Source organism: Labrys sp. Lb11, from assembly GCF_057554225.1.
Window position 1 is genome coordinate 273,923 of the sequence record NZ_BAAJOT010000003.1, and the last position, 26,464, is coordinate 300,386.

Annotated in this window: 22 protein-coding genes; 6 read left to right on the forward strand and 16 right to left on the reverse strand. The window is 70.0% G+C overall.

Translation table 11 applies throughout. From position 1 onward, the window contains the following. Positions 1 to 178: 178 nt before the first annotated feature. From AC27L4_RS11175 to AC27L4_RS11185, 3 genes are all read right to left on the reverse strand, one after another. On the reverse strand, positions 179 to 934 hold the full coding sequence (locus AC27L4_RS11175) for a L,D-transpeptidase (RefSeq protein WP_487142196.1): 756 nt from the start codon (positions 932 to 934) through the stop codon (positions 179 to 181). Positions 935 to 1,054: 120 nt separating this feature from the next. After that, positions 1,055 to 2,017 (reverse strand): D-2-hydroxyacid dehydrogenase, encoded by a 963-nt coding sequence (locus tag AC27L4_RS11180; protein WP_487142197.1) that lies wholly within the window; start codon positions 2,015 to 2,017, stop codon positions 1,055 to 1,057. A 152-nt stretch (positions 2,018 to 2,169) separates the two neighbouring features. After that, a complete protein-coding gene (locus tag AC27L4_RS11185; protein WP_487142198.1) occupies positions 2,170 to 3,021 on the reverse strand; it encodes a helix-turn-helix transcriptional regulator in 852 nt (283 codons plus the stop codon). Positions 3,022 to 3,105: 84 nt separating this feature from the next. Here AC27L4_RS11185 and AC27L4_RS11190 point away from each other — a divergent pair, with 84 nt between their 5' ends. Then, positions 3,106 to 3,606 (forward strand): VOC family protein, encoded by a 501-nt coding sequence (locus AC27L4_RS11190; RefSeq protein ID WP_487142199.1) that lies wholly within the window; start codon positions 3,106 to 3,108, stop codon positions 3,604 to 3,606. 6 nt (positions 3,607 to 3,612) lie between these two features. Here AC27L4_RS11190 and AC27L4_RS11195 read toward each other — a convergent pair whose 3' ends face one another. Together AC27L4_RS11195 and fliK are read right to left on the reverse strand one after the other, a co-directional pair. After that, complete coding sequence (locus AC27L4_RS11195; RefSeq protein WP_487142200.1) at positions 3,613 to 3,909, reverse strand: EscU/YscU/HrcU family type III secretion system export apparatus switch protein; 297 nt, start codon at positions 3,907 to 3,909, stop codon at positions 3,613 to 3,615. After that, positions 3,906 to 6,056: a flagellar hook-length control protein FliK gene (gene fliK, locus AC27L4_RS11200; protein WP_487142201.1), complete on the reverse strand. Its 2,151-nt coding sequence runs from the start codon at positions 6,054 to 6,056 to the stop codon at positions 3,906 to 3,908. Before fliK ends, AC27L4_RS11195 begins: the two co-directional genes overlap by 4 nt. A 141-nt stretch (positions 6,057 to 6,197) precedes the next feature. Here fliK and AC27L4_RS11205 point away from each other — a divergent pair, with 141 nt between their 5' ends. Beyond that, complete coding sequence (locus AC27L4_RS11205) at positions 6,198 to 8,015, forward strand: ABC-F family ATP-binding cassette domain-containing protein (protein ID WP_487142202.1); 1,818 nt, start codon at positions 6,198 to 6,200, stop codon at positions 8,013 to 8,015. A gap of 81 nt (positions 8,016 to 8,096) precedes the next feature. Here the strand turns inward: AC27L4_RS11205 and AC27L4_RS11210 are convergent, their stop codons facing one another. Genes AC27L4_RS11210 through AC27L4_RS11225 form a run of 4 tightly spaced genes read right to left on the reverse strand, consistent with a single transcriptional unit; the run spans position 8,097 to position 13,597 of the window. Next, entirely contained in the window at positions 8,097 to 8,390 is a 294-nt protein-coding gene (locus tag AC27L4_RS11210) for a hypothetical protein (protein ID WP_487142203.1), read from the reverse strand. A gap of 7 nt (positions 8,391 to 8,397) precedes the next feature. Then, complete coding sequence (locus AC27L4_RS11215) at positions 8,398 to 11,544, reverse strand: efflux RND transporter permease subunit (RefSeq protein WP_487142204.1); 3,147 nt, start codon at positions 11,542 to 11,544, stop codon at positions 8,398 to 8,400. Positions 11,545 to 11,560: 16 nt separating this feature from the next. Further along, positions 11,561 to 12,898, reverse strand: coding sequence for an efflux RND transporter periplasmic adaptor subunit (locus tag AC27L4_RS11220; RefSeq protein ID WP_487142205.1), 1,338 nt, complete (start codon positions 12,896 to 12,898; stop codon positions 11,561 to 11,563). 15 nt (positions 12,899 to 12,913) lie between these two features. After that, positions 12,914 to 13,597 carry a TetR/AcrR family transcriptional regulator gene (locus tag AC27L4_RS11225; RefSeq protein WP_487142206.1) on the reverse strand — a complete coding sequence of 228 codons (684 nt, stop codon included), beginning with the start codon at positions 13,595 to 13,597 and terminating at the stop codon, positions 12,914 to 12,916. Positions 13,598 to 13,881: 284 nt separating this feature from the next. Between AC27L4_RS11225 and AC27L4_RS11230 the strand changes: the two genes are divergently transcribed. Then, positions 13,882 to 15,414, forward strand: coding sequence for an alkaline phosphatase family protein (locus tag AC27L4_RS11230; RefSeq protein ID WP_487142207.1), 1,533 nt, complete (start codon positions 13,882 to 13,884; stop codon positions 15,412 to 15,414). A gap of 84 nt (positions 15,415 to 15,498) precedes the next feature. Here AC27L4_RS11230 and AC27L4_RS11235 read toward each other — a convergent pair whose 3' ends face one another. Then, complete coding sequence (locus AC27L4_RS11235) at positions 15,499 to 16,407, reverse strand: bestrophin family protein (protein ID WP_487142208.1); 909 nt, start codon at positions 16,405 to 16,407, stop codon at positions 15,499 to 15,501. Positions 16,408 to 16,691: 284 nt separating this feature from the next. On the opposite strand from AC27L4_RS11235, the gene AC27L4_RS11240 reads away from it, so the two are divergent. Beyond that, a complete protein-coding gene (locus AC27L4_RS11240) occupies positions 16,692 to 20,069 on the forward strand; it encodes a calcium-binding protein (RefSeq protein ID WP_487142209.1) in 3,378 nt (1,125 codons plus the stop codon). Here the strand turns inward: AC27L4_RS11240 and AC27L4_RS11245 are convergent. After that, positions 20,020 to 21,036, reverse strand: a complete 1,017-nt coding sequence (locus AC27L4_RS11245; RefSeq protein ID WP_487142210.1) for a LysR family transcriptional regulator — start codon at positions 21,034 to 21,036, stop codon at positions 20,020 to 20,022. The genes AC27L4_RS11240 and AC27L4_RS11245 overlap by 50 nt on opposite strands. A gap of 191 nt (positions 21,037 to 21,227) precedes the next feature. Here AC27L4_RS11245 and wrbA point away from each other — a divergent pair, with 191 nt between their 5' ends. Together wrbA and mbfA are read left to right on the forward strand one after the other, a co-directional pair. Then, positions 21,228 to 21,827 (forward strand): NAD(P)H:quinone oxidoreductase, encoded by a 600-nt coding sequence (wrbA, locus tag AC27L4_RS11250; protein WP_487142211.1) that lies wholly within the window; start codon positions 21,228 to 21,230, stop codon positions 21,825 to 21,827. A 134-nt stretch (positions 21,828 to 21,961) separates the two neighbouring features. Continuing rightward, on the forward strand, positions 21,962 to 22,918 hold the full coding sequence (gene mbfA, locus AC27L4_RS11255) for an iron exporter MbfA (protein ID WP_487142212.1): 957 nt from the start codon (positions 21,962 to 21,964) through the stop codon (positions 22,916 to 22,918). Positions 22,919 to 23,196: 278 nt separating this feature from the next. On the opposite strand, the gene AC27L4_RS11260 is transcribed toward mbfA, so the two are convergent. The 5 genes from AC27L4_RS11260 to AC27L4_RS11280 form a co-directional block, all read right to left on the reverse strand. After that, on the reverse strand, positions 23,197 to 23,364 hold the full coding sequence (locus tag AC27L4_RS11260; protein WP_487142213.1) for a DUF1127 domain-containing protein: 168 nt from the start codon (positions 23,362 to 23,364) through the stop codon (positions 23,197 to 23,199). 280 nt (positions 23,365 to 23,644) lie between these two features. Continuing rightward, a complete protein-coding gene (locus AC27L4_RS11265; RefSeq protein ID WP_487142214.1) occupies positions 23,645 to 24,226 on the reverse strand; it encodes a histidine phosphatase family protein in 582 nt (193 codons plus the stop codon). A 212-nt stretch (positions 24,227 to 24,438) separates the two neighbouring features. Further along, the gene (locus AC27L4_RS11270) at positions 24,439 to 24,783 is read right to left on the reverse strand and encodes a RidA family protein (protein WP_487142215.1); all 345 of its coding nucleotides are present in this window, start codon (positions 24,781 to 24,783) and stop codon (positions 24,439 to 24,441) included. Positions 24,784 to 24,872: 89 nt separating this feature from the next. Continuing rightward, positions 24,873 to 25,598, reverse strand: coding sequence for a peptide-methionine (S)-S-oxide reductase MsrA (msrA, locus tag AC27L4_RS11275; RefSeq protein ID WP_487142216.1), 726 nt, complete (start codon positions 25,596 to 25,598; stop codon positions 24,873 to 24,875). 344 nt (positions 25,599 to 25,942) lie between these two features. After that, positions 25,943 to 26,338, reverse strand: coding sequence for a hypothetical protein (locus tag AC27L4_RS11280; protein WP_487142217.1), 396 nt, complete (start codon positions 26,336 to 26,338; stop codon positions 25,943 to 25,945). Positions 26,339 to 26,464: the final 126 nt, after the last annotated feature.

Consider the following 26,464-nt stretch of genomic DNA (forward strand, 5'->3'; position numbering starts at 1 on the left):
ACGGCGCAGAGCCGCATCGGATGTCCGGTATGGCAGGCGAACAGGTGCGAGGCGCCCGCCCGGCGCCGGGCACAAGCGCCGCAACTGGTAGGGCCAGGCTCGAGACATCATGCAAGACAGCGCCGGCCGCCCAGGTCGGGGGTGCCGGCGCTGTGATGAACCGCGAACCGCGCGAGGCTCAGCCGACCGGCTGCTCCGAGCCAAGCACCACCACCTTCGTGCCCTCGGGCGTGCGCTCATAGAGGTGCATCGCATCCTGGTTGATCATGCGGATGCAGCCGGAGGAGACGCTCTTGCCGATGGTCCAGGGCTCGACGGTGCCGTGGATGCGGAACAGCGTGTCCTTGTTGTCCTGCCACAGATACATGGCGCGGGCGCCGAGCGGGTTGCCCGGGCCGCCATGCATGCCGATACCGCTCTGCAGCTGCGACAGCCGCTTGCCCAGCTCGGGCTGGCGCTTGATCATCTCTTTGGGAGGATACCAGTCCGGCCATTCCTGCTTGGACTTGATGACCGCCGCGCCCGACCAGCCGAAGCCCTCGCGCCCGACGCCGACGCCGTAGCGCATCGCCCGGCCGTTCTCGCCGACATGGTAGAGGTAGTGGGCGTGGGGATCGATCACGATCGTGCCGGGCTGCTCGCCGGTGCTGTAGTCCACCTCCTTGCGCAGGAAGGCCTTGTTCACCTTTTTGAGGTCGACGCCCGGCACCGGAAAGGCCCCGGCCTCGGCCGGACCGTACATCGCCGCATAGTCGAAGCGCTCGCCCGACTCGTACAGCGGCTCGCTGGTCACCGGCGACACCGGCACGGCCGGCGCCGGCTCCAGGCCGGGTACGAGCATCGTAGTCGATTGCTGCGAGGTGACGCAACCGCCCAGGCCGAGCGAAAGGCCGGCGGCTGCGGTCAGGAAGGAACGGCGAGACAGGGCGGACATCGACGAAGGCAACTCCATGGCGGGGAACGGCGCATTCTACGGCAACAGCGCCGTGAGCCGCTGTTGCCGACCTGCAACGTTCCGGTTTTCTTTCCGTCCGGAGTCGCCGCTAACCGCCTGTCAGCCAACCACATTCCGCGGCTGGCCCGCCCAGCCCGCCTCGATGTTGTCGACGAGCTGGTCGGCCAGTCCCTGGATCGCCTCCTCGCTGGCCCAGGCCACGTGCGGCGTCAGGATGAAATCGGGCCGGTCGAGCAGGCGCATGAAAGGATGATCGGCCGGCGGCGGCTCCTGCGTCACCACATCGAAGGCCGCGCCGCCGATCTGCCCGCCCTCCAGCGCCGTCACCAGCGCCGCCTCGTCGACCAGGCCGCCGCGGGCCGTGTTGATGATCAGGGGCTTGCGCTGCATCAGCGCGAATTCCGGGCCGGAGATCATGTTGCGGGTGGAGGGCATCAGCGGCGAGTGCAGGGTGATGATGTCGCTGGTGCGCAGTACCGTCTCGAAGGGCGTGTAGAGCGGCCCCATGCCGGTCGTGCCCTTGTAGTCGGAGAACAGCACCTTCATCCCGAAGGCGCGGGCGATGTCGGCCACCGCCTTGCCGAGCACGCCGTCGCCGATGATGCCGAGCGTCGAATTGGCGAGGTCGCGGATCGGATAGTCGAAGTAGCAGAACTGAGCCGCATCGCGCCAGCGCCCGCGTCCGACCGAGGCATGATAGGCCAGGATCGAGCGCCGCAGCGACAGAAGCAGGGCGAATGTATGCTCGGGCACCGTATGCACGGCGTAATTGCGAATATTGGTGACGAGGATGCCGCGGGCCTTGGCGGCGGCGATGTCGATCACGTCGGTACCGGTCGCGGCCACGGCGATCAGCTTCAGGCGCGGCGCTCCGGCGATGGCGTCGGCCCGCACCGGGGCCTTGTTGGTGACGACGATGTCGGCGTCCCGGATGCGCTCGGCGACATCGGCCGGCGCAGTGCGGTCATAGGTGACCCAGTCATGGGCGAAGGCGGGGCTGCGCAGGCGCGTGCCGGGGGAAAGCGTGTCGCGGTCGAGGAAGACGATGCGGGGCTGAGTCATTGAGGAGCTTTCGGCGAGACGAGCGGCAGGAAGCGCTCATGGTAGCGACAGCATCCGACGCTCCGCCACACTTAACTCTTACTCAGATTGCCGCAGCCCCTGTGCCGCCGGGGCCGGAACCCGCCGACGGCCTCTCCCGGCGGATGGTCCCGCTACGCCGCCGACTGTGTCCGCAGGAGCTCTCCCAGCCGCTGGCGGGTCGCATCGTCGGCGGCGGTGTGGATCGCCACGGTGAAGCCGTCGTCCGGGCCGCCGGCTCGCAACGCCGCAAAATCGAACAGCAACGAGCCAACCGCAGGGTGGGTCATTGCCTTCTGCCAGAGCGGCGGCTCCGCCAGTTCGCCAGCGTTCCAGAGATGCGCGAACTCGGCGCTGGCAGCGCAAAGCTGCTTCACGAACGAGTCCATCACCGGGTCGTTCGCCATTCCGGCCGTCGTGAGCCTCAGTTGCGCGACCACCGACCGCGCCACGGCCGGCCAGTCGACGAATCGGTCCCGCATTCTCCGGTCCTGAAAGAGGCGGGCGATCAGGTTGGCCCCCCACTCGATATCGTCGTCGATATTTCCCAGGAGGAGCCGCGCCGGAGCATTGCAGGCTTTGACTTGCCAATATCGGTTCAGGATATAGGCCGGGCTGGGGCTCAGGCCGTGCACCAACGCCAGGAGGCCGGGCGACGGCACTTCGTGGCCGCGAAGCCTGCTTTTCCAATCGAGGTCGGGCCTGGCCAACTGCAGCAGGTAAGCCTGCTCGGGCGCGCTCAGCCGCAGCGCCCGCCCGATGCGGTCGAGCGCATGCAGCGAGGCGCGCACGTCCCGCCCCTGCTCCAGACGGATGTACCAGGCCGTGCTGATCCCGGCGGCATCCGCGATCTCCTCGCGCCGCAGGCCGGCTGTCCGCCGTCGTCCGGAGGGGGTCAGCCCGATGCTCTGCGGGCTCAACCTCTCCCGTCGGCCCTTCAGGAAGCGGCGAAGCTCGGCCCGCCTGGCCAGGTCCCGATCCGACATGGTCCTTCTTATCCCACGATAAGATAGCATTTTGTACCACGCTCATAGTCTCCCTATCAAACCGCATGAGCGGCGGGAGGAACGATGCGGATCACCAGACGAAGCCTGTTCGGCCATGGCCTGGCCTTGCATCTGACCGCGCGGGCGCCGAGCGCCCTTGCTGCTCGGAGCTATCCCAGGCCGAAGGACCCGACAATGAGCCCACTCCAGCAAATCCGGCAGATCGACTACACGGTGATCTTCGCGCGAGACATGAAGGCCATGCGCGCGTTCTACGAGACCGTCATGGAATTCCCCGTCGTCAAAACGCTTGGCGAAGGCTGGATCGAGTTCGGCGTCGGATCGAACCGACTGGCCCTTACGGTCTACGGCCTCGTCTTCAACGATGCCCCGCCCGCCGATGGCACCCTTTCCCTGCAGCTCGCATTTCGCGTCCCGCCTGCCGACGTGGCGGCATGCGCGAGCGCTCTCGAGGCAAAGGGCATCGGGCTGGCCGCGCCGGTGACGGATCAACCCTGGGGCCACCGCACGGTGTTCTTCCGGGATCCGGACGGCAACGTCGTCGAGATATATGCCGAGATCTAGAAACTGTCAGGGCGTGCGGGGCGGCGTCCGGCCGAGGTCGGCGGGGACTTGCCCGGCGGCGCGCAACATGAAGACGATCACCTGGGCCACGGCGCGATAGAGCGCCTCGGGGATCTCGTCGCCGAGTTCGACCGCAGCCAGGGCCCGGACCAGGGCCGGGTTCTCCTCGACGGCGACGCCGGCGGCCCGCGCCGTGGCGATGATCTCCTCGGCGATGCGGCCATGGCCCTTGGCCGTGACCCGCGGCACACCGGGATGGCAGTAATCGAGCGCGACGGCGGTGCGGCGGTCGGCGGCGGTCATGAACGACGATCCAGGACGCTGCCGGCAGGGACCTCGGGCGCGGCCGGCGCACCGGAACGCACCTCCAGCAGGCCGACATCGAGATCGGCGACGGCCAGTGCGTCGTGCAACTCGCCGATGGAGCGACGGAACAGGTCGGCCGTTTCCGGCCGCTCCGCCCAGAGCGTCACGCCGGCCCGCTCGCCCCGCAGCGAGATCAGCGCCTGCATCGGCCCGGTGCCGTCGAGATCGAGCGACAGGCGCATGCTCCAGGCCGGCGCTCCCCCCGCCGGACTTCCCCGTCCGTCGCGACCGATCGCCAGCGACACGATCGGCGCCTGCCCGCCCGGCAGCGACAGCGGAATCTCGGCCAGCCGGTCGTGGCGCGGCGGCAGGTCGGCAGGCGCGCGCGCCTCGGGCGCGACCGCGGGCGGCGGCTGCCGGGCCTGTTCCGGCATGCCGTCGGCGCCCGCCACCGGCCGGGCGACGGGGGCCGGCGACGTGTCCGGCGTCGATGTCACGGCAGCGGCCGGACGCGGCGTCGGCGCGCCGTCGCGATGCTGCGGCGGCTGGCCGGGCGCGGCCACCGGCCGGTCGGGCCGCACCGGCAGGCCCGGATCGCCGTCCGCGGGCCGGCGCGCCGCGTCCCGCCCCTCGGGCAGGACAATCAGCAGCAGCAGCGCGGCGACGACATCGCGCATGGAGGGGGCGACAGGCGATGACGGCAGGGGAGACGGAGGCCCCACCGCGGCCGAGCCGTGACCGGCCGGCGGCAGGTCGCGCAGGGCCGTCGCAACGTCCTGCGGCCATGGCCGCGACGGGAGCGCTGCGGTGGTCCCGGTCGGACCTTGCGGGTTCGGGCTGCTCCGGACCGGACGCTGCGCTGCGCCGCCGGCCTCGCCCTCGCTCCGCGGCAGGCCCGCCCCCGTCGGCGTGGGAGCAGGCCGTTCGACTGCCGTATCGGGCGTCGGAGCGATGAGATGCATCGGGTCGATCGCCGCGGCGATCAGCGCTGCGAGCGTCTGCCGGACCGGGGCGGGCAGTTGCTCGCCGCCTCGCCCGGCCAGCACGGCCAGGGCGCTGGCGATATGCGGCCCCCGCTCCGACCGCGCTTGAGCGGGTGGCGCCGGCGCCCCGTCGCCCCGCGGGTCCGCCCGCTGCGTGGGCGTGGGTTCGGAGCCGGCGGCCGCGGCGAAACGGCTTCCGTCGATCGGTTCCATCCCTGCAGCAGACGGCAAGGGCGCGGCGGACGTCTGCGACCCGGCAGCCGGAGGGGTGGCCCGGCCTGCCGGCGCATCGGCGGTTCGCGGCGTGTCCCCGGCCACCATCGCCTCGGGCGCCACCGGCTGCATCGTCCCGGACGCCGCAGCATCGATCGGCGTCGGCAAGGGCGGCACCGGTGCGCCGGCCGCCGGCGACAGCAAGGGCGGTGCGAACGGCAGCGGGTCCGCCATCGCGGCGATCGTGCCTCTCGCCGCCGCGACGCGCGTGACGGCCGCCCCCGGGGAATCCGGAGCCGACGGCGGCCTCGGGGCGACGGCGACAAGCTGCGCGGAAGCCGGCATCGCAGGCGGCTCGGCGACCGGGACGAGCGCCGCGCCCTGCCGGACGGAGGCCGGGATGCCGGACGCCGCCGGCGACTGGGACGCCCGCGGCGGCGGGCGGACGGCCGGGACGGCTGCGCCGCCGGCGGTCTCGGGAACCGGCATCGGCCCCGCCATATCGACGGCCGGCTGCACGGGTGCGGCCGGCGGGCGCGGCTGCAGGGGCTGCGCGATCGAAGCGATCTGCGCGACGAGCAGCGGCGCTGCGATCTCCGGGCTCGGCGGGCGCGACAAGCCGTTGGCCGGCAGGGCCGGCGGCTGCGACGGCAGGGCCCGCGGCTCGGCGGGCGACGGCTGGCGCCGCACCGAGACCATCAGTCGCCGGTCGTTCTCGACCACGGTCAGCTTGATCGGCTCGCCGGGCTGCAGCGGTTCGACCGGCAGGATGTCGAGCAAGGTGCCGAGCAGGGCGAGCCGCATCTCGCCACTGTCGAGCCTGGCCAGCGCCACGGCATCGACGGTCTCGCCGGCCTTGAGGGTGGCAAGCGCAGCCGGCAGCTCGGCCCGGCCCTGCGGCGCGGCCGATGCCTGCACGCTCCCCGGCACTATGGTCTCGATCGCCACCTGCGCCCCCGCGGTCCGGCCGCGCCGGTCCGATCAAGCGCCCCGCCGGGTTAAGATCCGGCAAATGCCGGCGGCGAAATCCGATCCTGTCCGCCTCGGCCAGCCTTGACCCCGGCCATGCCCCGCTCCAAAAGGCCGGGCATGGCACCTCCCCTTCTCTACCTGCGCGACATCAAGCTGACCTTCGGCGGCACGCCGACGCTGGAAGGCGCGGATCTGTCGATCGCCCCCGGCGAGCGGCTCTGCCTCGTCGGCCGCAACGGCTCGGGCAAGTCGACCCTGCTGAAGATCGCCGCCGGCCTGATCGACGCCGATGCCGGCGAGCGCTTCGTCCATCCCGGCGCGACCGTGCGCTACCTGCCGCAGGAGCCGGACTTCACCGGCTTCGACACCACCCTCGCCTATGTCGAGGCCGGGCTCGGACCGGGAGACGATGCCTATCGCGCCGCCTATCTTCTCGGCGAACTCGGCCTGAGCGGACAGGAAAATCCGCGGAACCTTTCGGGCGGCGAGGCCCGCCGCGCCGCCCTCGCCCGCGTGCTGGCGCCCGAGCCCGACATCCTGCTGCTCGACGAGCCGACCAACCATCTCGACCTGCCGGCCATCGAATGGCTGGAGCGCGAGATCGGCTCGCTGCGCTCGGCCATGGTGCTGATCAGCCACGACCGGCGCTTTCTGGAGACGCTGTCGCGCGCCACCGTCTGGCTCGACCGCGGCCAGACCCGGCGGACGGACCGCGGCTTCGCCCATTTCGAGGAATGGCGCGACGCAGTGCTGGAGGAGGAGGAGCGCGACCGCCAGAAGCTCGACCGCAAGATCGTCGCCGAGGAGCATTGGGTGCGCTACGGCGTGACCGCCCGGCGCAAGCGCAATGTCCGCCGCATGGCCAACCTGGAAGCCCTGCGCAGCGAGCGGCGCGAGGCCAGGCGCGCAGTCGGCTCGGTCAAGATGGCGGTGACCGAGGGCGAGGAGAGCAGCAAGCTGGTGATCGAGGTGATCGACGTCACCAAGGCCTGGCGTCCGGGCGAGCCGGTGGTGAAGGACTTCTCCATCCGCATCGCCCGCGGCGACCGCGTCGGCATCGTCGGCCCCAACGGCGCCGGCAAGACGACGCTGCTCAACCTGCTGACCGGGGCGATCGCGCCGGACGCGGGCACGGTCAAGCTCGGCGCCACCCTCGCCATGGTGACGCTGGACCAGCGCCGCGAGAGCCTCGACCCGAACGAGACGCTCGCCAACACCATGACCGGCGGCGGCTCCGACTACGTCGACGTCGCCGGCGAGCGCAAGCACGTCATCGGCTACATGCGCGACTTCCTGTTCCTGCCCGAGCAGGCTCGCACCCCGGTCTCGGCCCTGTCCGGCGGCGAGCGGGGCCGGCTGATGCTGGCGCGCGCCCTGGCCAAGCCCTCCAACCTGATGGTGCTGGACGAGCCGACCAACGACCTCGACCTGGAGACGCTCGACCTGCTGCAGGAGATGATCGCCGACTACAACGGCACCGTCATCGTCATCAGCCACGACCGCGATTTCCTCGACCGCGTCGTCACCTCGACCCTGATGTCCGAGCCGGGTGGACGCTGGCAGGACTATGCCGGCGGCTATTCCGACATGATCGCCCAGCGCGGCGCCGGCGTGGAGCGCCGCGCCACTCTCGCCAAGCCGGCGGAGAAGGCCGAGGACGCGCCGCCCGCCGCCCCCGCGGCCAACCGCAGATCGGCACGCAAGCTCTCCTACAAGGAGAAGCACGCGCTGGAGACGCTGCCGCGCACCATCGACAAGCTGGCGGCCGAGGCGGCACGCATCCAGGCGCTGATGGCCGATCCCGACCTGTTCTCGCGCGATCCGAAGGCGTTCTCGGAGGCCGGCCTCAAGCTGGCCGACGTCGAGGCGAAGAAGCACGCCGCCGAGGAGGAATGGCTGACGCTGGAAATGCTGCGCGAGGAGCTCGAGGGCTGACACCCATCGAGAGTGAGGCACGGGGCCCCCCTCTCCCGGAGGGAGAGGGAGATCGCGCCTTTGTCGGCCGCCGGCCTCGCCTTATCGAAATCCCCCCCGCTCCAGCACCCCCCTGCCCTTGGCGGTGAGGACATAGCCGATCGCCCGATAGCCCGCCCTGACGATGGCGATCGAGTCCATCGCCAGCGGCAGGCTGGAGCGCGCCACCTCTTCGCCGGCCGGGGTCCGGTAGACCACCTCGCACCAGCCGAACTTGCGGCACATGTGGCCGGCCTGCCCGCTGATCGGCGGGCGCAGGTCGCCGCCGGCCAGGGCCTCCAGATAAGCCTGCTCGCGCGGCGTCGGAGGTCGGTCGAAGACGGGCATATAGGTCATGATGTCCTCATTCGGCGGCGATCGGCAGGGAACGGGCCAGGCCCTCGTCGGGCCGCCGCGCCGGCGGCGCGGGGACCGGATCGTCCTCATCCTTCGGACCGATGAACCGGCCGAAGACCCAGACGAAGAAGCGGGTGACGTCGTCCATCACCGAGTAGAACGACGGCACGAAGATCAGCGACAGCACGGTCGAGACCACCAGGCCGCCGATCACGGCGATCGCCATCGGCGCGCGGAACTCACCGCCGTCGCCGTGGCCGAGCGCGGTCGGCACCATGCCGGCGACCATGGCGATGGTGGTCATCACGATCGGCCGGGCCCGCTTGCGTCCGGCATCGATGATGGCGTCGTGGCGCGACATGCCGTGCTTGACCCGCTCCACCGCGAAATCGACCAGCATGATGGCGTTCTTGGTGACGATACCCATCAGCATCAGGATGCCGATCACCACCGGCAGCGAGATCGAGTTGTTGGTGACCAGCAGCGCACCGACCACGCCGCCGAGGGAGAGCGGCAGCGAGAGGAGAATGGTGACGGGATGGAAGACGCTGCCGAGCAGCAGGATCAGTACGCCGAACACCAGGAGCAGGCCGACGCCCATCGCCATGGCGAAGCCGGTGAACACCTCCTCCATGATCTCGGCGTCGCCGGTTGGCGCGGTCCTGACCGACGGCGGCAGCGTCTGCATCACCGGCAGCGCCTGGATCTTCTCCTCCGCTTCGCCCAGCGTCATGTGGCCGGGCAGATCGGCGCCGACGGTGATGCGGCGCACGCGGTCGTAGCGGTCGATCGAGGATGGTCCCTGCCCGAACTTGACGTCGGCCACCGCCGTCAGCGGCACGGAGTCGCCGGTGGCGGTGGTCAGGCGCAACGCCTCGATCATGCCGAGATTGGTGCGCGAGGCTTCCGTCAGCTGCACCCGGATCGGGATCAGCCGGTCGCCGGCGTTGAACTTGGCGAGGTTGCCGGAGATGTCGCCGATGGTGGCCACACGCACCGCCTCCGAAATCTGCTCGGTGGTGATGCCATAGCGCGCGGCCTCGTCGATCCGCGGCACGATCTGCACCTCGGGCCGCTCGAGGCCGGCGCTGGCGGCGACGCCGGTGAGGCCGGGGATCTTGCGCATCGAGGCTTCGAGCTTGGCGACGGTGGCGTCGAGCACCACCGGGTCCGTGCCCATCAGCGCGACGTTGATGCCGCGCTCGCCGCGATCGTTGACGTACCAGGCGCGCACGTCGGGGATATCGGCGATCAGCCGGTTGATCTCCTCCTGAAGCGTCCATTGCCTGCGCTCGCGCTCGCTCTTGTGCACGAGCTCGACATAGAGCGCCGCCTTGCGCGGCTCCATCGAGCCGGTGGGCGAGGCGCCGCCGATCACCAGCACGCGTTTCACCTCGGGCATGGAGCGGATTGCGGCGACGACCTCGTCGGTCTTGGCGCTGGTATCCGCGAGGCGGCTGCCCGGCGGCAGGTCGACCGAGATGACGATGCGGCCTTCGTCGGTCCTGGGCATGAAGCCCTGGGGCAGGAGGCCGACGGCCGCCAGCGAGCCGACGAACAGCAACATGCCGACGAAGACGGTGAGATAGGGCGAATACCAGCGCGCCAGCGTCATCGCCAGGAAGCGCGTATAGGCCCGCATCACGGAGCCGTCGACCGGCTCCTTGTGATGGTGCGGCCGCAGGAGATAGGCCGTCATCGTCGGCGTGATCAGGCGCGCCACCAGGAGCGAGAAGAACACCGCCACGGCCACCACCAGGCCGAACTGCTTGAAGTACTGGCCGGCAATGCCGCCCATGAAGCTGACCGGCGCGAAGATGGCGATGATGGTCATGGTGATGGCGATCACGGCGAGGCCGATCTCGTCCGCCGCCTCGATCGAGGCGCGATAGGGCGACTTGCCCATCTTCATGTGGCGGATGATGTTCTCGATCTCGACGATGGCGTCGTCCACCAGGATGCCGGTGACCAGCGTGATCGCCAGGAGGCTGATCAGGTTGAGCGAGAAGCCCATCATGCTCATCGCCCAGAAGGTGGGGATGGCCGAGAGCGGCAGCGCCACCGCGGCGATCAGCGTGGCGCGCCAGTCGCGCAGGAAGATCAGCACGACGATGACGGCCAGCAGCGCTCCTTCGATCAGCGTCGACATCGCGGCCCAGAAGTTGCCGTAGGTGTCCTTCACGCCGTCGTCGACGAGCTGGTAGGTGATGTCGGGGCGCGCCTTGGCCAGCGCCTCGATCGCCTTGGCGACCCGGTCGGCGACCTCGGTGTCGCTGGCGCCCTTGGCGCGCTGGATCGAGAAGGCGACGATCGGCGTCTTGCCGTCGAGCCGGGCGAAGGATTTCGGCTCCTCATAGGCGTCCGTCACCTCGGCGATCTCGTCGAGGCGCATCTGCCGCCCGCCCGGCAGCGCGATCCTGGTGCCTTTCAGGTCCTCCAGCGTGTGCGAGCCGGCCAGGGTGCGGATCGACTGCTCCTGGGTGCCGATATCGCCCTTGCCGCCGGCGAGATCGACGGTGGTGGCCTGGAGCTGGCGATTGACGTTGGCCGCCGTGACGCCGAGCCCCATCAGCCGGTCGGGATCGAGCGACACCCGGATCTCGCGCGCGACGCCACCGATGCGATCGACCTTGCCGACCCCCTTCAGGCCCTGCAGCTCGCGCTTGACCACATCGTCGACATGCCAGGACAATTGCTCCAGCGTCATGCTGGGCGCGGCGACGGAATAGGTCAGGATCGGCAGGCTCTCCACGTCGATGCGGCTGACCAGCGGCTCGTCGATGGCGCGCGGCAGGTCGGTCCGGACCTTGGTGACGGCGTCCTTGACGTCGTTGAGAGCCCTGTCCGTGTCCACGCCGATGCGGAATTCCAGCATCGTCACGGACGAACCGTCGGTGACGGTCGACTGGGTGTGCTTGATGCCGGCGATGCTGGAGACGGCGTCCTCGATCTTGCGGGTGACCTGCGTCTCCAGCTCCGACGGCGCCGCGCCGGACTGGGTGACCGTGACCGAGATCAGCGGAATGTCGATGTTCGGGAACTTGGTGATCGGCAGGGTCTGGAACGACACCCAGCCGAGCGCCATCAGCACGACGAACAGCAGGATGGACGGCACGGGGTGACGGATCGACCAGGCGGAGACGTTGAAGGACATGGACGCGCTCCGTTCCTCAGCCCTTCGGCCCGATCGGCGTCACCCGGTCGCCGTCGCGCACGAACGTGCCGGCGGTGGCGACCACCGCATCGCCCGCGACGACGCCCTTGGTGATCTCGACATGGCTGGCGGTGCGCAGGCCGATGACGATCGGCATCGTCGTCACCACGCCGTCACGCACCACCTGCACCGTCGGGCCGGCCTGGGTGTAGAGCACGGCCGACTGGGGCAGGAGCACGCCGTCGCGGCTGGCGACGTCGATATTGGCCCGGCCGAAGGCGCCGATCGTCAGGCCAGGCGCCGGATCGATGGCAAGGCGCACCCGGCCGAGCCGCGTCGTCTGGTTCACCTCCGGCGAGACCAGGCGGACATGAGCCGGATAGGGCTCGGTCCGCGCCGCCGTCACCACCCTCGCCGGCATGCCCGGCTTGAGACCGGCGAGCGTCGCCTCGGGCACATCGGCCTCCAGCTCGATGGCCCCGTCCTCGATGATCCGGAACAGCGGCTCGCCGGTGGTCGAGGCGATGGCGCCGAGGCGGGCGGTGCGGCGGCTGACGACCCCGGCGGTCGGCGCCTTGATCTCGGTGCGCTCGACCTTGACCATCCACTCGCTGCGCTGCGCCTCGGCCAGCCGGCGGTCGGCCTGCGCCACGGTCAGCGCATGCTGCGCGGCGCTGAGGCGCGCGGTCGCGGTGCGGTCGGCGGCTTGGCGCAGCTCGAGCGTGTCGGCGGTGGCGATGCCGTCCTGGCGCAGGGTTTTGGAGCGGGCGAAGGCGCTGGCGGCCTGGTCCTTCGTCGCCTGTGCCTCGGCGATCGCGCTCTCGGCCTGGGAGATCGCCGCATCGGCCCGGGCGATCTGGGCGGCATTCTGGGCCAGCGAGGTCTCGATCATGGCGCGCGACAGGCGGGCCAGGACCTGCCCCTTTGTCACCGTGTCGCCCTCCTCCACCAGGATCTCGTCGACCGGGTAGCCTCCGATCTCGGGCAGGACCAGCACTTCCTCGCGCGGCACCAGGTTGCCGGTGACGATCGCGGTCTGGGTGATCGGACCGCGCACCGCCTGCACCACGGTCACCGACGGCGGCTTGGCGGCCGCCTCGGTCGGCGACGGAGCGGCCACGGCCGGCCCCGTCGGCCCCGGGCGGGACAGCAGCAGCGCCGTCGCACCGGCGACGGCGACGAGACCGGTCACCACCCCGGAGGCGCGAAACCAGAACGATCGCGACGGGCGCGGGCGAGTCGACGCCGGCGGCTGCGGCGCCGGCATCGCCGGGGCAGGCGCATCCGGGCACAGGTCGGACGGAGCCGCAACCGGCACGCCTTCGATCGGGCCATGGACAGTCTGGGCGGACATGGTGCTGGTTCCTGGTCAGGACGCGGTTTCAGCGAGGGTCTTCGCCGCCGGAGGAGCGGCGGCTGGGGCGGAATCCGGAGGGTTGAGGTCGATCTCGCCGGAGAACACGCCGTGCATGATTGCCAGCATCAGGCGGAAGCCCTCGGCGGGGTCGTAGGCCGGGTCGACGGCACGGCGCATGTGCAGGCCGTCGCCGATCGCCGAGAGGATGAAGAAGGCGGCGGCGCTGTCGACCTGCGGCGCCACCTGGCCGGCCCGCTTGGCGGCATCGATCAGGGCGATGATGCTCCGGGTGATCTCCTCGTCCGTGGCCAGGCACACCGCCCCGACCGCGGGGTTGCGCGTCGCCTCGGCCCATATCTCCATGTACTGGATGGAGCGCGAGCGCGGCTCATCGACGAAATGCTTGCGGCCGAGCTCGACGAAGGCGGCCATCACGTCGGCATTCTCGTGCACGTGCTGGAAATCGGCGCCGAAGCGCTCGCGGTCGCGCTCGCAAAGGCCCGAGACGAGTTGCTCCTTCGACTCGAAGTAGCGGTAGAGATTGCCCGCGCTCATCCCCGCCTCCTTCGCCACATCCTGCATGGTGGTGCGATGGAAGCCCGAGCGCACGATGCAGCGCTCGAACGCATCCAGGATCAACGCCCGGCGTTCTGCCGAGCGGCGGTCGCTGGCGGGGGTGGGATCGAGAAAAGGCAAGGTATGCGATGTCCTGGAATGAAAATGAATGTTCATTCTCACTACCACACCCCATGAAGCCGCGCAAACGCCGGATCCATCGCATTCCGTTATCGCGTTCATGACGGGTCGCGAGTCACTCGCCCGTATCCAATACAAATCATGAACCAACAGGAAACACCAGTGCGATCACCGGGATCACGCAGGCGTCGCGGCGAGCGGCCTTGCGGCCGGCCCGGTTCCGCCTAGGCTCGGACGGCGCGGGGTCGAGTCGCCCCCCCTGCCAGCCACAGCCGGACCGCCCCATGCGCCCCAACATCCTCTTCATCACCGCGGACCAGTGGCGCGGCGACACGTTCGGCGCCGCCGGCCACCCGGTGGTCCGCACGCCGCACATCGACGCGCTGGCGGCGAGCGGCGCCTGTTTCGCCCGGCACTACGGCCAGGCCACGCCCTGCAGTCCGGCGCGGGCCTGCCTCTACACCGGCCTCTACCAGATGACCGCCCGGGTGGTGCGCAACGGCACGCCGCTCGACGCCCGTCACGACACCATCGCCCGGATGATGCGGCGCGGCGGCTATGATCCGACCCTGTTCGGCTACACCGACCAGGCCATCGATCCGCGCACCACCAGCGAGGGCGATCCCTGGCTCACCACCTATGAGGGCGTGCTGCCCGGCTTCACCGCCCGGCTGCGCCTGCCGGAGGACAACGGTCCCTGGCTGTCCTGGCTGGCCGCCCGCGGCCACGCCATTCCGGCCGACCGCTGGGACATCTACCTGCCGGCCTCCGGCCGCTCGGATAGCCCGACCATGGCGCCGGCCCGCTACGGCGCGGACGAGACCGAGACCGCCTTCCTCACCGGCGAGTTCCTGCGCTGGCTGTCGGAGCAGCGGCCGGACCGGCCCTGGTTCGCCCACCTCTCGTTTCTGCGGCCCCACCCGCCCTTCGTGGTGCCGGAGCCGTTCAGCACGATGTACGATCCCGCCGATCCCCTGCCCTTCGCCCGCAACGCCACGCCCGCCGACGACGCGGCCCTGCACCCGCTCGTCGCCTACTGGCACGCAATCTCCCGACGCGGCGCCGGCCATTTCGTCATCGGCGCCGGCGACGCCACGGTGGCGAGCTGGTCGGACGCCGATTTCCGCACCGTCCGGGCGATCTACTGGGGCATGGTCTCGGAGGTCGACCGCCAGATCGGCCGCCTCGTCGCCGGGCTGAAGGCGGCCGGCGCCTGGGACGACACCGTGCTGGTGCTGACCGCCGACCATGGCGAGATGATGGGCGACCACTGGGCCCTCGGCAAGTTCGGCTTCTTCGACCCGTCCTGTCACGTGCCGCTGATCATCCGCGCCCCGGGCCGGCCGGCGGTGCGGGTCGAGCGCTTCACCGAGGCGGTCGACCTGGTGCCGACCCTGCTCGACCTCGCCGGCCTGCCCGTCCCCGATCACCTCGACGGCGAGACCCTCCTGCCCTATCTCGACGGCGGCGAGCCGGCCCGGCCGCGCGCCGAGGTGCATTGGGAATACGACTTCCGCGAGGTCGCCACCGGCCGGGCCCAGCAGCATTTCGGCCTGCCGCTGGACGCGCTGAACCTCGCCGTGCTGCGCGACGAGCGCTTCAAATACGTGCATTTCGGCGGCCTGCCGCCGCTGCTCTTCGACCTCGACGCCGACCCCGGCGAATGCGTCGACCGCTCCGGCGATCCGGCTCTGCAGGGCGTGCGCCTCGCCATGGCCGAGCGCATGCTGGCCTGGCGCGCGCGCCATCTCGACCGCCGGCTCACCGGCCTGGAGCTGACCGGCCGGGGCGTCGCCGAGGCCCGCCGGCGCGGCTGACGCGCGGGGCGGCGCAGATCTTCGCCCGCCTGGCCGGCCATTCGCCGCTCGATCCCCGGCCCGGAACCGGCCGCGCCGCGCGCGTCAGCGCAGGACGTAGTCCACCGGCCGCAGCGGAGGCGGCAGGTCGGTCTCGCCGAGCTGCTCCAGGACGTTCGCCTCGATCGTGCGCATGATCGCCTCCAGCGGCAGGCTGTTGGTCGCCGTGCCGAACGGCGCGGCGAGCTCGTCGCCGAGCGCGTCGAGGCCGAAGAAGGTGTAGGAGACGATCGCCGCCAGCAGCGGCGTCCACAGGCCCGAGCTCGCGACGATGCCGAACGGCAGCAGGAAGCAGAACAGATAGGCCGTGCGGTGCAGCAGCAGCGAATAGGCATAGGGCAGCGGCGTCAGCTTGATCCGCTCGGCCCCGCCCAGCACGCCCGACAATCCGCCGACACCGGCCTCGAGCGTCTGCGCCAGCTGCGGCGAGACACGCCCCGCCGCCAGCGCGGCCGCGATGTCGGCGCTGATCCGGTCGAGGACGAGGTTGGGCGGGTTGCGCCCGGCCCCGACCGCGGCGGCTTCCCCGGCCGGCAGGCGCTGCAGCGCCGCCTCGTCCACCGGCGCGTCGCGCAGGTGGCAGCGCAGCGCGTGGGCGAAGGCGATGATCCGCAGCGCCACCCGCCGCCCCTCCTCCGGGCCGAGATAGGCGACGGCCTGGCGCGCCAGGCTGCGCGCGTCGATCACCATCTGGCCGAGGATCTTGCGCGCCTCCCACCAGCGGTCGTAGCTGGCCGAATTGCGGAAGCCGGCGAAGATCGACAGGGCGATGCCGATCAGCGAGAAGGGCAGCGCCGCGATCGGCGCGGCGTGCAGCAGGCCGCGCTGCTGCAGGAGCGTGACCAGGGTCGACAGGCAGGCCACCACCAGGATCTGCGGCCAGATGCGGGGCACGATCGAGCCGCGCATGGCGAAGAGCAGCTCCCAGGCCTTGGGCTTGTCACGGATGATCACGGCGGGACTCGGGAAGGTCGGTGGCGGACAATAAGCTGGATGTACAATCCTGGTCCTTGCAGAATCAAGTCGAACATATTGTTTGGTATTTCTTGACTGGAACTCTAAGTCACATCATCGTAGCGGCTCCGCACGGTTCGTTCCGAAGGATCGCCTGACGAGCATCCGTCCCTGCGGCCCGGTCTCGCGGCGCCCCGCCCGGCGATCGGGCGCCGGCGTCGCGGGATCGGCCCCGCGGGCAGGCGCGGGATGCTCGACACCACCGACGAGGCGGAGAAGCCGGCATGACCACATACACGGGCACCAATCGCGACGACACCCTGGTCGGCGGCGTCGGCGATGACCGGCTCATCGGTCAGGGCGGCGACGACATCCTGACCGGCGGCGGCGGCGATGATGTCTTCGTCTATGATGCACGGCGATTCGGCCGTGATACCATCACCGACTTCGCCGCCGGCGACCGCATCGATCTTTCGGCGCTCGGCGTCTCCGATTTCGCCTCCCTGACGCCGTTCATGCGTCAGGTCGGCTCGGATGTCGTGATCGGCTTCGTCTATGATCAGGCATACGAACGCATCACCCTGAAGGCGACGAGCCTCGCCTCGCTGACCGCCGCGGACTTCGTGTTCGACACCTCGACCGCACCGCACACGGTGACCGGTTCCTCGCGGAACGACGTGCTGTTCGGCGGCAAGGGCGCGGACACGCTGCTGGGCGACAGCGGCAACGACACCCTGGTCGGCGGCGACGGCGATGACCGTCTGGATGGCGGTTGGGGCGATGACCGCCTGAACGGAGGCGCCGGCAACGACCGCCTGGATGGCTATTTCGGCGATGACACCCTGAACGGAGGCGCCGGCGATGATCGCCTGGATGGCGATCGGGGCGATGACACCCTGAGCGGAGGCGCGGGCAACGACCGCTTGAATGGAGGCGACGGCGCGGACATCCTGACCGGCGGCAGCGGCAGCGACACCTTTGGCTTTGATCCGCGATTTTTCGGCCGGGACACCATCAACGACTTTTCCACCAGCGACCGGATCGACCTGTCGGCGCTCGGTATCCCCGATCTCGCCACCTTGACCCCGTATATGAGCCAGATCGGCCAGGACGTGGTGATCAGTTTTGACGAAGAGGCCCGGATTACGCTGAAGGCGACGAGCCTCGCCTCGCTGACGGCCGCGAACTTCGTGTTCGACACCTCCCCCGGACCGCGCACGATGACCAGCGACGGTCTTGGCGGCATTCTGTTCGGTGGAGCGGCGGCGGACACTCTGACCGGCGGCAGCGGCAACGACGTCCTGGCTGGCGGTGACGGCGACGACATGCTGGTCGGCGATTGGGGCGACGACACCCTGACCGGTGGCGACGGCGCCGACCGCTTGAACGGAGGCGTCGGCGATGACGCCCTGAACGGAGGCGCGGGCAACGACCGCTTGAACGGAGGCGACGGCACGGACATCCTGACCGGTGGCGACGGAAACGACACCTTCGTCTTTGACCGGCGATCGTACAGCCAGGATACCATCACCGACTTCGCCGCCGGTGACCGCATCGACCTTTCGGCGCTCGGCGTCTCCGATCTGGCCACCCTGGCTCCGCTGATGAGTCAGGTCGGCGAGGACGTGGTGATCGACTTGACCCGGCATTCCCGGATCACGGTGAAGGCGACGACGCTCGCGTCGCTGACGACCGGGGACTTCGTGTTCGCCGCCCCGAGCGGGCGGCACACGATGACCGGCACGCCGTGGGACGACGTGTTGTTCGGCTCCGCGGGAGCCGACACGCTGATCGGCGGCGCAGGCGACGACACGCTCGTCGGAGGCCGCGGCAACGACGTCTTCTCCTACAAGGCGCGCGGTTTCGGCAGTGACACGATCGCCGACTTCTCCACCGGTGATCGCATCGACCTTTCGGGGATCGGCGTCCCCGATTGGGCCGCGCTGGCGCCGTTCATGAGCCAGGTCGGCCCCGACGTGGTGATCACGTTCGGTTATGCCGGCCGGCCCGAAGCGATCACCCTGAAGGCGACGAGCCTCGCCTCGCTGACGGCTGCGGACTTCGTGTTCGCCACATCGACCGCACCACGCGCCGTGACCGGCACTCCCCAGGGGGACGTCCTGTTCGGCGGCCCGGGGGCCGACGGGCTCGCCGGCGGCAAGGGCGACGACACACTCGTCGGCAGCGCCGGCAACGACATCTTCGTCTATGACGGGCGTGGCTTCGGCCGTGACACGATCGTCGACTTCTCCGCCGGCGACCGCATCGACCTTTCAGGGATCGGCGTCCCCGATCTCGCCACCCTGAGCCCGTTCATGCGCCAGGTCGGCTCCGACGTGGTGATCACCTTCGGCTACAGCTGGCAAACCTATCACTTCACGCCCGAGACCATCACGTTGAAGGGAACGGCCCTCGCCTCTCTGACCACCGCGAGTTTCGTGTTCGACCCATCGACGACGCCGCGAGTGTTGGTCGGCACGGTGTCTTCCGAAGCCCTGATCGGCGGTCGCGGCGATGACCGCCTGGCCGGCCAGGCCGGCGACGACACCATCGCCGGCGGCAGCGGCAACGACAGGCTGCAAGGCGGCGACGGCGACGACAGGCTCATCGGCGGCCTCGGCGACGACACGCTGACGGGCGGCGCCGGCAACGATATCTTCGTCTACGATGCGCCGGGCTTCGGCCGGGACGTGATCACCGACTTCAGGGACGGCGATCGCATCGACCTTTCCTCGTTCGGTTTTGTCGACCTGGACGGCCTGGCACCGTTCATGCGCCAGGCCGGCGCGAATGTGGTGATCGACTTCGGCGACGAAGGCATCACCCTGAAGGCGACGACTCTCGCCTCGCTGACGGATGCGGACTTCGTGTTCGGCCCCACGACAACGCCCGGGACGGTGACCGGCACGCCCGGCGCGGATCTGCTCATCGGCGGCGTCGGCAACGACAGGCTCGTCGGCGGCGCGGGCGACGACAGGCTGATCGGCAGCAGCGGCGACGACACGCTCCTGGGCGGTCCCGGCAACGACAGGCTGATCGGCGGCGACGGCGTCGATCTCGCCGTCTACACCGGCCTCGGCGGCGGCGTCACCGTCAACCTGTCGCTGACCGGGCCGCAGAATACCGGCGCGGGCGGCCGCGACACCCTGACAGGCATCGAGAACGTCTACGGCAGCGGCTATGCCGACATCCTGCGCGGAGACGACGGCGGCAACCGGCTGAGTGGCGATGCCGGAGACGACAAGCTGCTCGGCGGCGGCGGCGCGGACTGGCTCAGCGGCGGCGCGGGCAACGATCTCCTGACCGGCGGCGCCGGCCTGGACGTCCTGACCGGCGGCGCCGGCAGCGACACCTTCGTCTTCGACCGCCCGCCCCTGGCCGCCAGCCGCGACATCATCACCGACTTCGTCTCGGGAACCGACATGCTGCGGATCGACGCCTCGGCCTTCGGCGGCGGCCTCACGGCCGGCGGCGGCGTCACCCTGGTCGCCGGCGCCGCCCCGTCGGCGGCTGGCCACGCCGGCGGGGTGTTCCTCTACAACACCGCGACCGGCGACCTTTCCTACGACGCCGACGGCGAAGGGACAGGCCCGGCCCAGCTCTTCGCCCGCCTCAACGGCCATCCGGCGCTGGCGGCGGCGGACTTCGTCCTGGTCGCGTGAAGTCGGGCCGCGGCGCCACGGCGCGGCCGTCCACGTTCCCCGGCGCCTCGGCCTCGGCTTCGGCTTCGGCCTGCGCCCGGAAGCGGGCGATCAGCCATGCGGCCGCCGGTCCCGGCGGCGTGTCGGTGCGGTAGACGACCTCGAAGGGGTAGCGGCCGCCCTCGGCGTCGGGAAGGTCGAGCTGCACCAGCCGGCCGGCCCGCAAATCCTCCTCGATCATCGGCCTGGGCATGTTGCCCCAGCCGATGCCCTCGCGCAGCAGCGTGTGCTTGGCGCCGAGATCGGCGAGGCGCCAGGTCCGGGGGCTGGCGACGGCGAAGTCGAGGCCCCTGGTCAGGTCAGACCGGTCGGTCAGCACGAGCTGGATGTGCTCGCGCACCGCTCCGGGAGCGACCCGGCCGCCCCGGGCCAGCGGATGGTCGGGCGCGGAGACCGGGATGAGCTCGACGCTGCCGACGACGATGCGCTCGATGCCGGCATGGCCCATCCGGCCGGCGACGGGACCACTGACCCCGAGCGTGGCCGTGCGGTCGAGGATCATGCCGGTGACGGCGCCCAGCGCCTCGACGTGCAGGCGCAGATCCACCGTCGGGAACGCCTCGCGGAACCCCTTCAGCGCATCGACGACCCGCGCGGTCGGCAGCATGACGTCGAGCGTCAGGTGCACCTCGGCCTCCAGGCCCTGCAGCAGGCCGCGCACCTTGGCGCGCAGGCCGTTGACGCCGTCGGCGACGGCGCGCGCTTCCGACAGCACCGTGCGGCCGGCCTCGGTGAGTTGCGGCCTGCGGCTGGCTTCCCGGTCGAACAGGGCGAGCCCGAGCTGGGCCTCGAGATTGGCGATGGCGTAGCTGACCACCGAGGTGGCCCGCCCCAGCCGGCGGCCGGCGCCGACGAAGCTGCCGGTGTCGACCACGGCGAGGAACACCCGCAACTGGTCAAGTGTCGGCGAGCCCGGCTCGGCGGTCATGGCGATGTCCCGGCTGTCTGGCCCATGCTGTCCTTCCCCCGCCCGAGCGAAGCCTCGCACCCCCGTCGACGACCGGCCGTTCGAACAAATCGAACGGCATGGTCGATATTATTCGACTATCCTCCCGTCCGCAGCAATGCCAGACAGGGCGTGACGGCGGATGATACCGCTCATGCAGCCAGGAGCTCCGGATGACCAAGGTCCTCGTCCTCTATTACTCCACCTACGGCCATATCGAGACCATGGCCGGCGCCATCGCCGAGGGCGCGCGCGGCGCCGGCGCCGAGGTCGACATCAAGCGCGTGCCGGAGACGGTGCCCGAGGAGATCGCCAAGGCGGCCTATTTCAAGCTCGACCAGGCCGCTCCGGTGGCCAAGATCGAGGATCTCGCCGATTACGACGCGATCGTGATCGGCGCCCCCACCCGCTTCGGCCGCATGCCCTCGCAGATGGCGAGCTTCCTCGACCAGGCCGGCGGCCTGTGGGTGCGCGGCGCCCTGAACGGCAAGGTCGGCGGCGCCTTCACCTCCAGCGCCACCCAGCACGGCGGCAATGAGACCACGCTGTTCTCGATCATCGCCAATCTGCTGCATTTCGGCATGGTCGTCGTCGGCCTGCCCTACAGCCATGCCGGCCAGATGACCCTGGACGAGATCGTCGGCGGCGCCCCCTACGGCTCCACCACCATCGCCGGCGGCAAGGGCGAGCGCCAGCCCAGCGCCATCGAGCTCGCCGGCGCCCGCCACCAGGGCGAGCTGATCGCTCGCACCGCCGCCAAGCTGGCCGGCTGATCCCGCCGGGAGCGGCGAAACGCCGCCGCTCCCGCCCGTTCGCCCGGCTCACCGCCTTTCCCCCTGCCCCTGGACACGACCGCGCGAAGCCGCTATCTGAGCCTCAGTTTAGATATATTCTAAAGAGTGCGGCCATGAAGCGCTTTGCCGATCTCACCGAGGCGGAAATCCTCGCCCTTGCCATTTCGAGCGAGGAGGAGGATGCGCGCATCTATCTGCAGTTCGCGCAACGCCTCGGCGCCGCCTATCCGGCCACGGCCGCGCTGTTCGAACGGATGGCCGAGGAGGAGCAGGGCCATCGCCACAGCCTCCTGGAACTGCACACGCGCAAGTTCGGCCCGACCCTGCCCTACATCACGCGCCAGGACGTGACCGGCTTCCTCAAGCGCAACCCGATCTGGCTGCTCGAAACGATGCGCATCGAGGAGGTGCGCGAGCAGGCCGAGATGATGGAGCTGGAGGCTGCGCGCTTCTATGCGAAGGCGGCCGAACGCGCCCGCGACGTCGACATCCGCCGGCTGCTCGCCGATCTCGCCGAGGCCGAGAGGAAGCATGAGCGGACCGCCACCGAGGTCGGCGAGACGCTGGTCCCCGGCGACGTGCGGGCGCAGGAGCGCGACACCGCCCGCCGCCTGTTCGTGCTGCAGATCGTGCAGCCGGGCCTGGCCGGCCTGATCGACGGCTCGATCTCGACCCTGGCGCCGATCTTCGCCGCTGCCTTCGCCACGCAGAACTCCTGGGATGCCTTCCGGGTCGGCCTCGCCGCTTCGATCGGCGCCGGCATCAGCATGGGCCTGACCGAGGCGCTCTCCGACGATGGCGCCATCACCGGGCGCGGCAGCCCCTGGCCGCGCGGCATCGCCTGCGGCGTGATGACGACCCTGGGCGGACTCGGCCACACCCTGCCCTACCTGATCTCCGATTTCTGGACCGCCACGGCCGTGGCGGGCATCGTCGTGGCCCTGGAGCTGGCAGCCATCGCCTGGACCCGGTGGCGCTACATGGAGACGCCGTTCACCTCGGCCATGGTGCAGGTGGTGCTCGGCGGCATCCTGGTGCTGCTCACCGGCATCTTCATCGGCAGCTCGTGACGCGGGCGCGCCGTCCAGGCCGGGGACTGCCGCCGGACCCCTGCCCGCCGCCTCATGCGACGCGGCATGTCCCGAGGGCCGACGTCTCGCAGGTCGGCCTGCCTAAGGCGTTTTGCGATTTGACGGACTCGCTTCAAGTCGAAAGACGCGTCGAAACAAAGAGTTGGAGCAAAGCGCGTTTCCACTGAAACGCGCTTTGCTCCAAGCATGAGCCCGAAACAGAAAAGCCGCCGGAGCGAGCCCCGGCGGCCGGACTTTCCTGACCGCGAGCGATGCGCTCAGCGCACCGCCACGCCGCGCGCGATCTCGTCGATGCGACCGCGGAAGATACCGAGGTCATACAGCTCGCGATCGTCCAGCGCCGAGAGCGCCTTGTAGGTCTGACGATAGTTGCGATAGGCCGAGATGCGGGCGAGGAGGGCGGAAAACAGACCGGTGAGAGCCATGACGGACATCCATTGGAGAGCGATTGGTTGCCGTTTTTATAGCTCGGATCGCGCCGCGAATGTGGAAAATCGCACATATGACAAGGAATGTCCGCCATGCGCAGATTGCATGGATTTGCGGCAGACGCCCATGAATCCGGCGGCATTCCGCCCAAGCTATGATCGAAACGATCAGAAAATCGGCACATGGAGATAGATTCCCGGCCGACCTCGCAAGTGCAACATCGTTAATGTTGCGTTGCATTCGTGGAAACCTCCACATTCGTGCCGCCGGCGCAGGCTATGACGACGCGATGTCTTGCCAGCCATGGATCAAAGCCCGTCCATCCGCCTCGAATGCAAAGTAGCAGCCGCCGCCTGCCACGGGTTGCCCCCGCGTCCGTGATATCGGCTCGCCCATGAGCTCGCACAGAAGGAGCGTGCCGACCCCGCCGTGGGAGAAGATGCAGATGTCGCCTTCGCCCGTGCGCCCGGCGATGCAATCCGACACGGCTCGCCGGATTCGCTCCTGAGCATCGATGGCGCGTTCCCATCCAAGGACGCTCTCGTGAGGTTTGCCGAAGAACTGGGTTACGATCTCCCAGAAGCGCGGCGGCTCGACATATCCGGTCGACGAGCGGTCATTCTCGCCAAGCCTCGCGTCGATCTCGAAGGCAAGCCGGCGCTCCGCCTTCAACGCTTCAGCGCAATCCATCGCCTTGCGTTCGCTGCTCGCATAGACATCGCTTGCCCGTGAAAGTTCGGGCCGAGCGCAGAACGATCGAATGCGGGACCAGCCCCGTTCGGAAAGCTGCCAATCCGGGACGGGAATGGCTGGATCTATGACGACTTCGGGATGCGTGACGAAGTAGACTGTCGTCATCCTGTTTCCTGCCGTTTTCGCGAAACGACCGACGTCTGTATCGGTCTGGCGTTCGGTCGGCCGGTCCTCGCCTGCAGGCTTGCCCTCGGTCCCCACGGCGGGCGGAAATTCCCAGGCAGGCTCTTGGGAACCTGCCTGGGCTCGGCGATCGCTGCCGAAGCCGTGGGAAGCCGCCCGGCCGATCCTCGGCCGCCGGCTTTCGGACCGGGCCCTCAGGCCGTGGCGGTCACCTGGATCTCGATCAGGAGCTCCGGCAGGGCGAGCCGTGCTTCCACGGTGGCGCGCACCGGCAGGTTGGACATGTCCACCCAGGCGTCCCACACTTCGTTCATGGCGGCGAAGTGCGCGATGTCGCGCAGCCAGATGTTCACGGTGAGCAGCTTCGACTTGCTGCTGCCGGCCTCGGCCAGCAGGGCGTCGATCTGCTTGAGGATGTCGCGGGCTTGCGCCTTGACGTCGCCGGACGTGTCCTCGGCCGTGAGACCGGCGGTGGTGACGATGCCGTTGGCGACGACGGCCTTCGCAAACCGCTTGCCGGGGTGCAGACGCTTGGTCATGGAATATCCCTCAGAAGGAATGAAGACGCCGCTGTCTGGCCGAAGCCCCGGGCGAAGTCAAACCTTGCGCGGCCCGGCGAAAGTCAGCCTCAGCCGCCGGTCTTCGCCACCAGCGCCGGCGACGCGCGATAGTCATTCGGGAACAGGCGTCTGAGGGCTGAGAGCTTCGGCAGGTCGTTGGCCACGATGTAGGGATGGCCGGGATGGCGGGTCAGGAAATCCTGATGATAGCTCTCCGCCGGATAGAAAGCCTTGAGCGGATCGGTGCGGGTGACGATCGGACCGGAAAACACGCCGGCCTTGCCGAGCTGGGCGATATAGCTCTCGGCCACCCGCCGCTGTGCCGCATCGGCGGGAAAGATCGCCGACCGATACTGCGTGCCGGTGTCGGGCCCCTGGCGATTGAGCTCGGTCGGGTCGTGCACCACCGAAAAATAGATCTGCAGCAGCTTGCCATAGCTCACCACGCGCGGGTCGAAGCTGATCCTGACCGCCTCGGCGTGGCCGGTGTCGCCGCCGCTGACACTGTCATAGGTCGCCGTGTCGCGGCTCCCGCCGGAATAGCCCGAGACCGCGCCGGCGACACCCCGCACATGCTGGAACACGCCCTGCACGCCCCAGAAACAGCCGCCGGCGAGCACCGCGGTCTCGAGCCGCCGGCCGGGTGCCGGCGTCTCGTCCACGGACGGCGGCGGGATCGCCACCGCCTCCTCGGCGACGGCCACCGACGCCGGCAGCAGCAGCACCGCCGCCAACACTCCCAGCCCGGCGGCCCGGAAAACCGCGGCCAGGCTTCGGGCGGACACGAACGACATGGCGGGCCTCCGTCTGCAGTGATTGCGCCATTGTGGCCGTGCCCTCGCATCGGCCCAACACACGATTGCGCCAGCCCGGTACACGAGATCGCGAGCCGCGTCCGCCCGCCTCGGGCCTCGGCGGGTAGCCAGGACCGGCCGATCGGGGTATCGATCGAACGGCGGCGATACCGTCCGCTCCGGCACCCGCAGCTCCGTCCGGTCGCCGGCGGCCCACAAGTCCCGCGCCGCCTCGGAGGAGCCCGCCGCCAGGGCCGCCGGCAGCAGCAGGACCAGGCCTGCCAGGCTGAGGCGCCACGCTCGCCGTTCCCATGCCCGCCGGTCCTCTGTCTGCCCCCGGCCCGTCATGGCTTGCCCTTGCCGAGTTCGATCCGCTCGGCCACCGCGATCCCGGCAACGTCGAGCGCGACCTCGACCTCGCTGTCCAGCGGCGTCAGCCGTGACTGCGACACGAGCAGCCTCGCCCCGCTCCGCTTGCTCTCGGGGATCTCGAAGACGAGGACGAAGCGCCGCGGCAGTCCCCGCTGCAGCGGGACCGTCGACAGCCCGCCGGGCACGCTGGAGAGTCGCTCGCTGGCGGCATAGTCGGCGCCGCTGCGGCCGCGCCAGCTGGCAGCCGCTACCCGCACGGTCGTGCCCCGGGCTTCCGCCTGCCCCTCGACCACGGCCCACAGGCCCGAACTGGTGTAGAGCCGCTCGCGGCCGAAGGCCGTGACCGCCAGCACCCGGACCAGGCGCACCGTATCGACCTCAATGTCGAAGCCGCGAGCCGCTCGCCGACGCCGCCGCGCACCGCGACCGGCCGGGTGATGTCGACATAGCCGGGCTGGCTCGACTGCATCAGCGCCAGCAGCAGCGCCGCGCCG

Bases quoted from the DNA above. Each gene is read 5' to 3' on its own strand.
- AC27L4_RS11175 (WP_487142196.1), bottom strand. From the start codon at position 934: ATGTCCGCCCTGTCTCGCCGTTCCTTCCTGACCGCAGCCGCCGGCCTT.
- AC27L4_RS11180 (WP_487142197.1), bottom strand. From the start codon at position 2,017: ATGACTCAGCCCCGCATCGTCTTCCTCGACCGCGACACGCTTTCCCCC.
- AC27L4_RS11185 (WP_487142198.1), bottom strand. From the start codon at position 3,021: ATGTCGGATCGGGACCTGGCCAGGCGGGCCGAGCTTCGCCGCTTCCTG.
- AC27L4_RS11190 (WP_487142199.1), top strand. From the start codon at position 3,106: ATGCGGATCACCAGACGAAGCCTGTTCGGCCATGGCCTGGCCTTGCAT.
- AC27L4_RS11195 (WP_487142200.1), bottom strand. From the start codon at position 3,909: ATGACCGCCGCCGACCGCCGCACCGCCGTCGCGCTCGATTACTGCCAT.
- AC27L4_RS11205 (WP_487142202.1), top strand. From the start codon at position 6,198: ATGGCACCTCCCCTTCTCTACCTGCGCGACATCAAGCTGACCTTCGGC.
- AC27L4_RS11210 (WP_487142203.1), bottom strand. From the start codon at position 8,390: ATGACCTATATGCCCGTCTTCGACCGACCTCCGACGCCGCGCGAGCAG.
- AC27L4_RS11215 (WP_487142204.1), bottom strand. From the start codon at position 11,544: ATGTCCTTCAACGTCTCCGCCTGGTCGATCCGTCACCCCGTGCCGTCC.
- AC27L4_RS11220 (WP_487142205.1), bottom strand. From the start codon at position 12,898: ATGTCCGCCCAGACTGTCCATGGCCCGATCGAAGGCGTGCCGGTTGCG.
- AC27L4_RS11230 (WP_487142207.1), top strand. From the start codon at position 13,882: ATGCGCCCCAACATCCTCTTCATCACCGCGGACCAGTGGCGCGGCGAC.
- AC27L4_RS11240 (WP_487142209.1), top strand. From the start codon at position 16,692: ATGACCACATACACGGGCACCAATCGCGACGACACCCTGGTCGGCGGC.
- AC27L4_RS11245 (WP_487142210.1), bottom strand. From the start codon at position 21,036: ATGACCGCCGAGCCGGGCTCGCCGACACTTGACCAGTTGCGGGTGTTC.
- wrbA (WP_487142211.1), top strand. From the start codon at position 21,228: ATGACCAAGGTCCTCGTCCTCTATTACTCCACCTACGGCCATATCGAG.
- mbfA (WP_487142212.1), top strand. From the start codon at position 21,962: ATGAAGCGCTTTGCCGATCTCACCGAGGCGGAAATCCTCGCCCTTGCC.
- AC27L4_RS11260 (WP_487142213.1), bottom strand. From the start codon at position 23,364: ATGGCTCTCACCGGTCTGTTTTCCGCCCTCCTCGCCCGCATCTCGGCC.
- AC27L4_RS11265 (WP_487142214.1), bottom strand. From the start codon at position 24,226: ATGACGACAGTCTACTTCGTCACGCATCCCGAAGTCGTCATAGATCCA.
- AC27L4_RS11270 (WP_487142215.1), bottom strand. From the start codon at position 24,783: ATGACCAAGCGTCTGCACCCCGGCAAGCGGTTTGCGAAGGCCGTCGTC.
- msrA (WP_487142216.1), bottom strand. From the start codon at position 25,598: ATGTCGTTCGTGTCCGCCCGAAGCCTGGCCGCGGTTTTCCGGGCCGCC.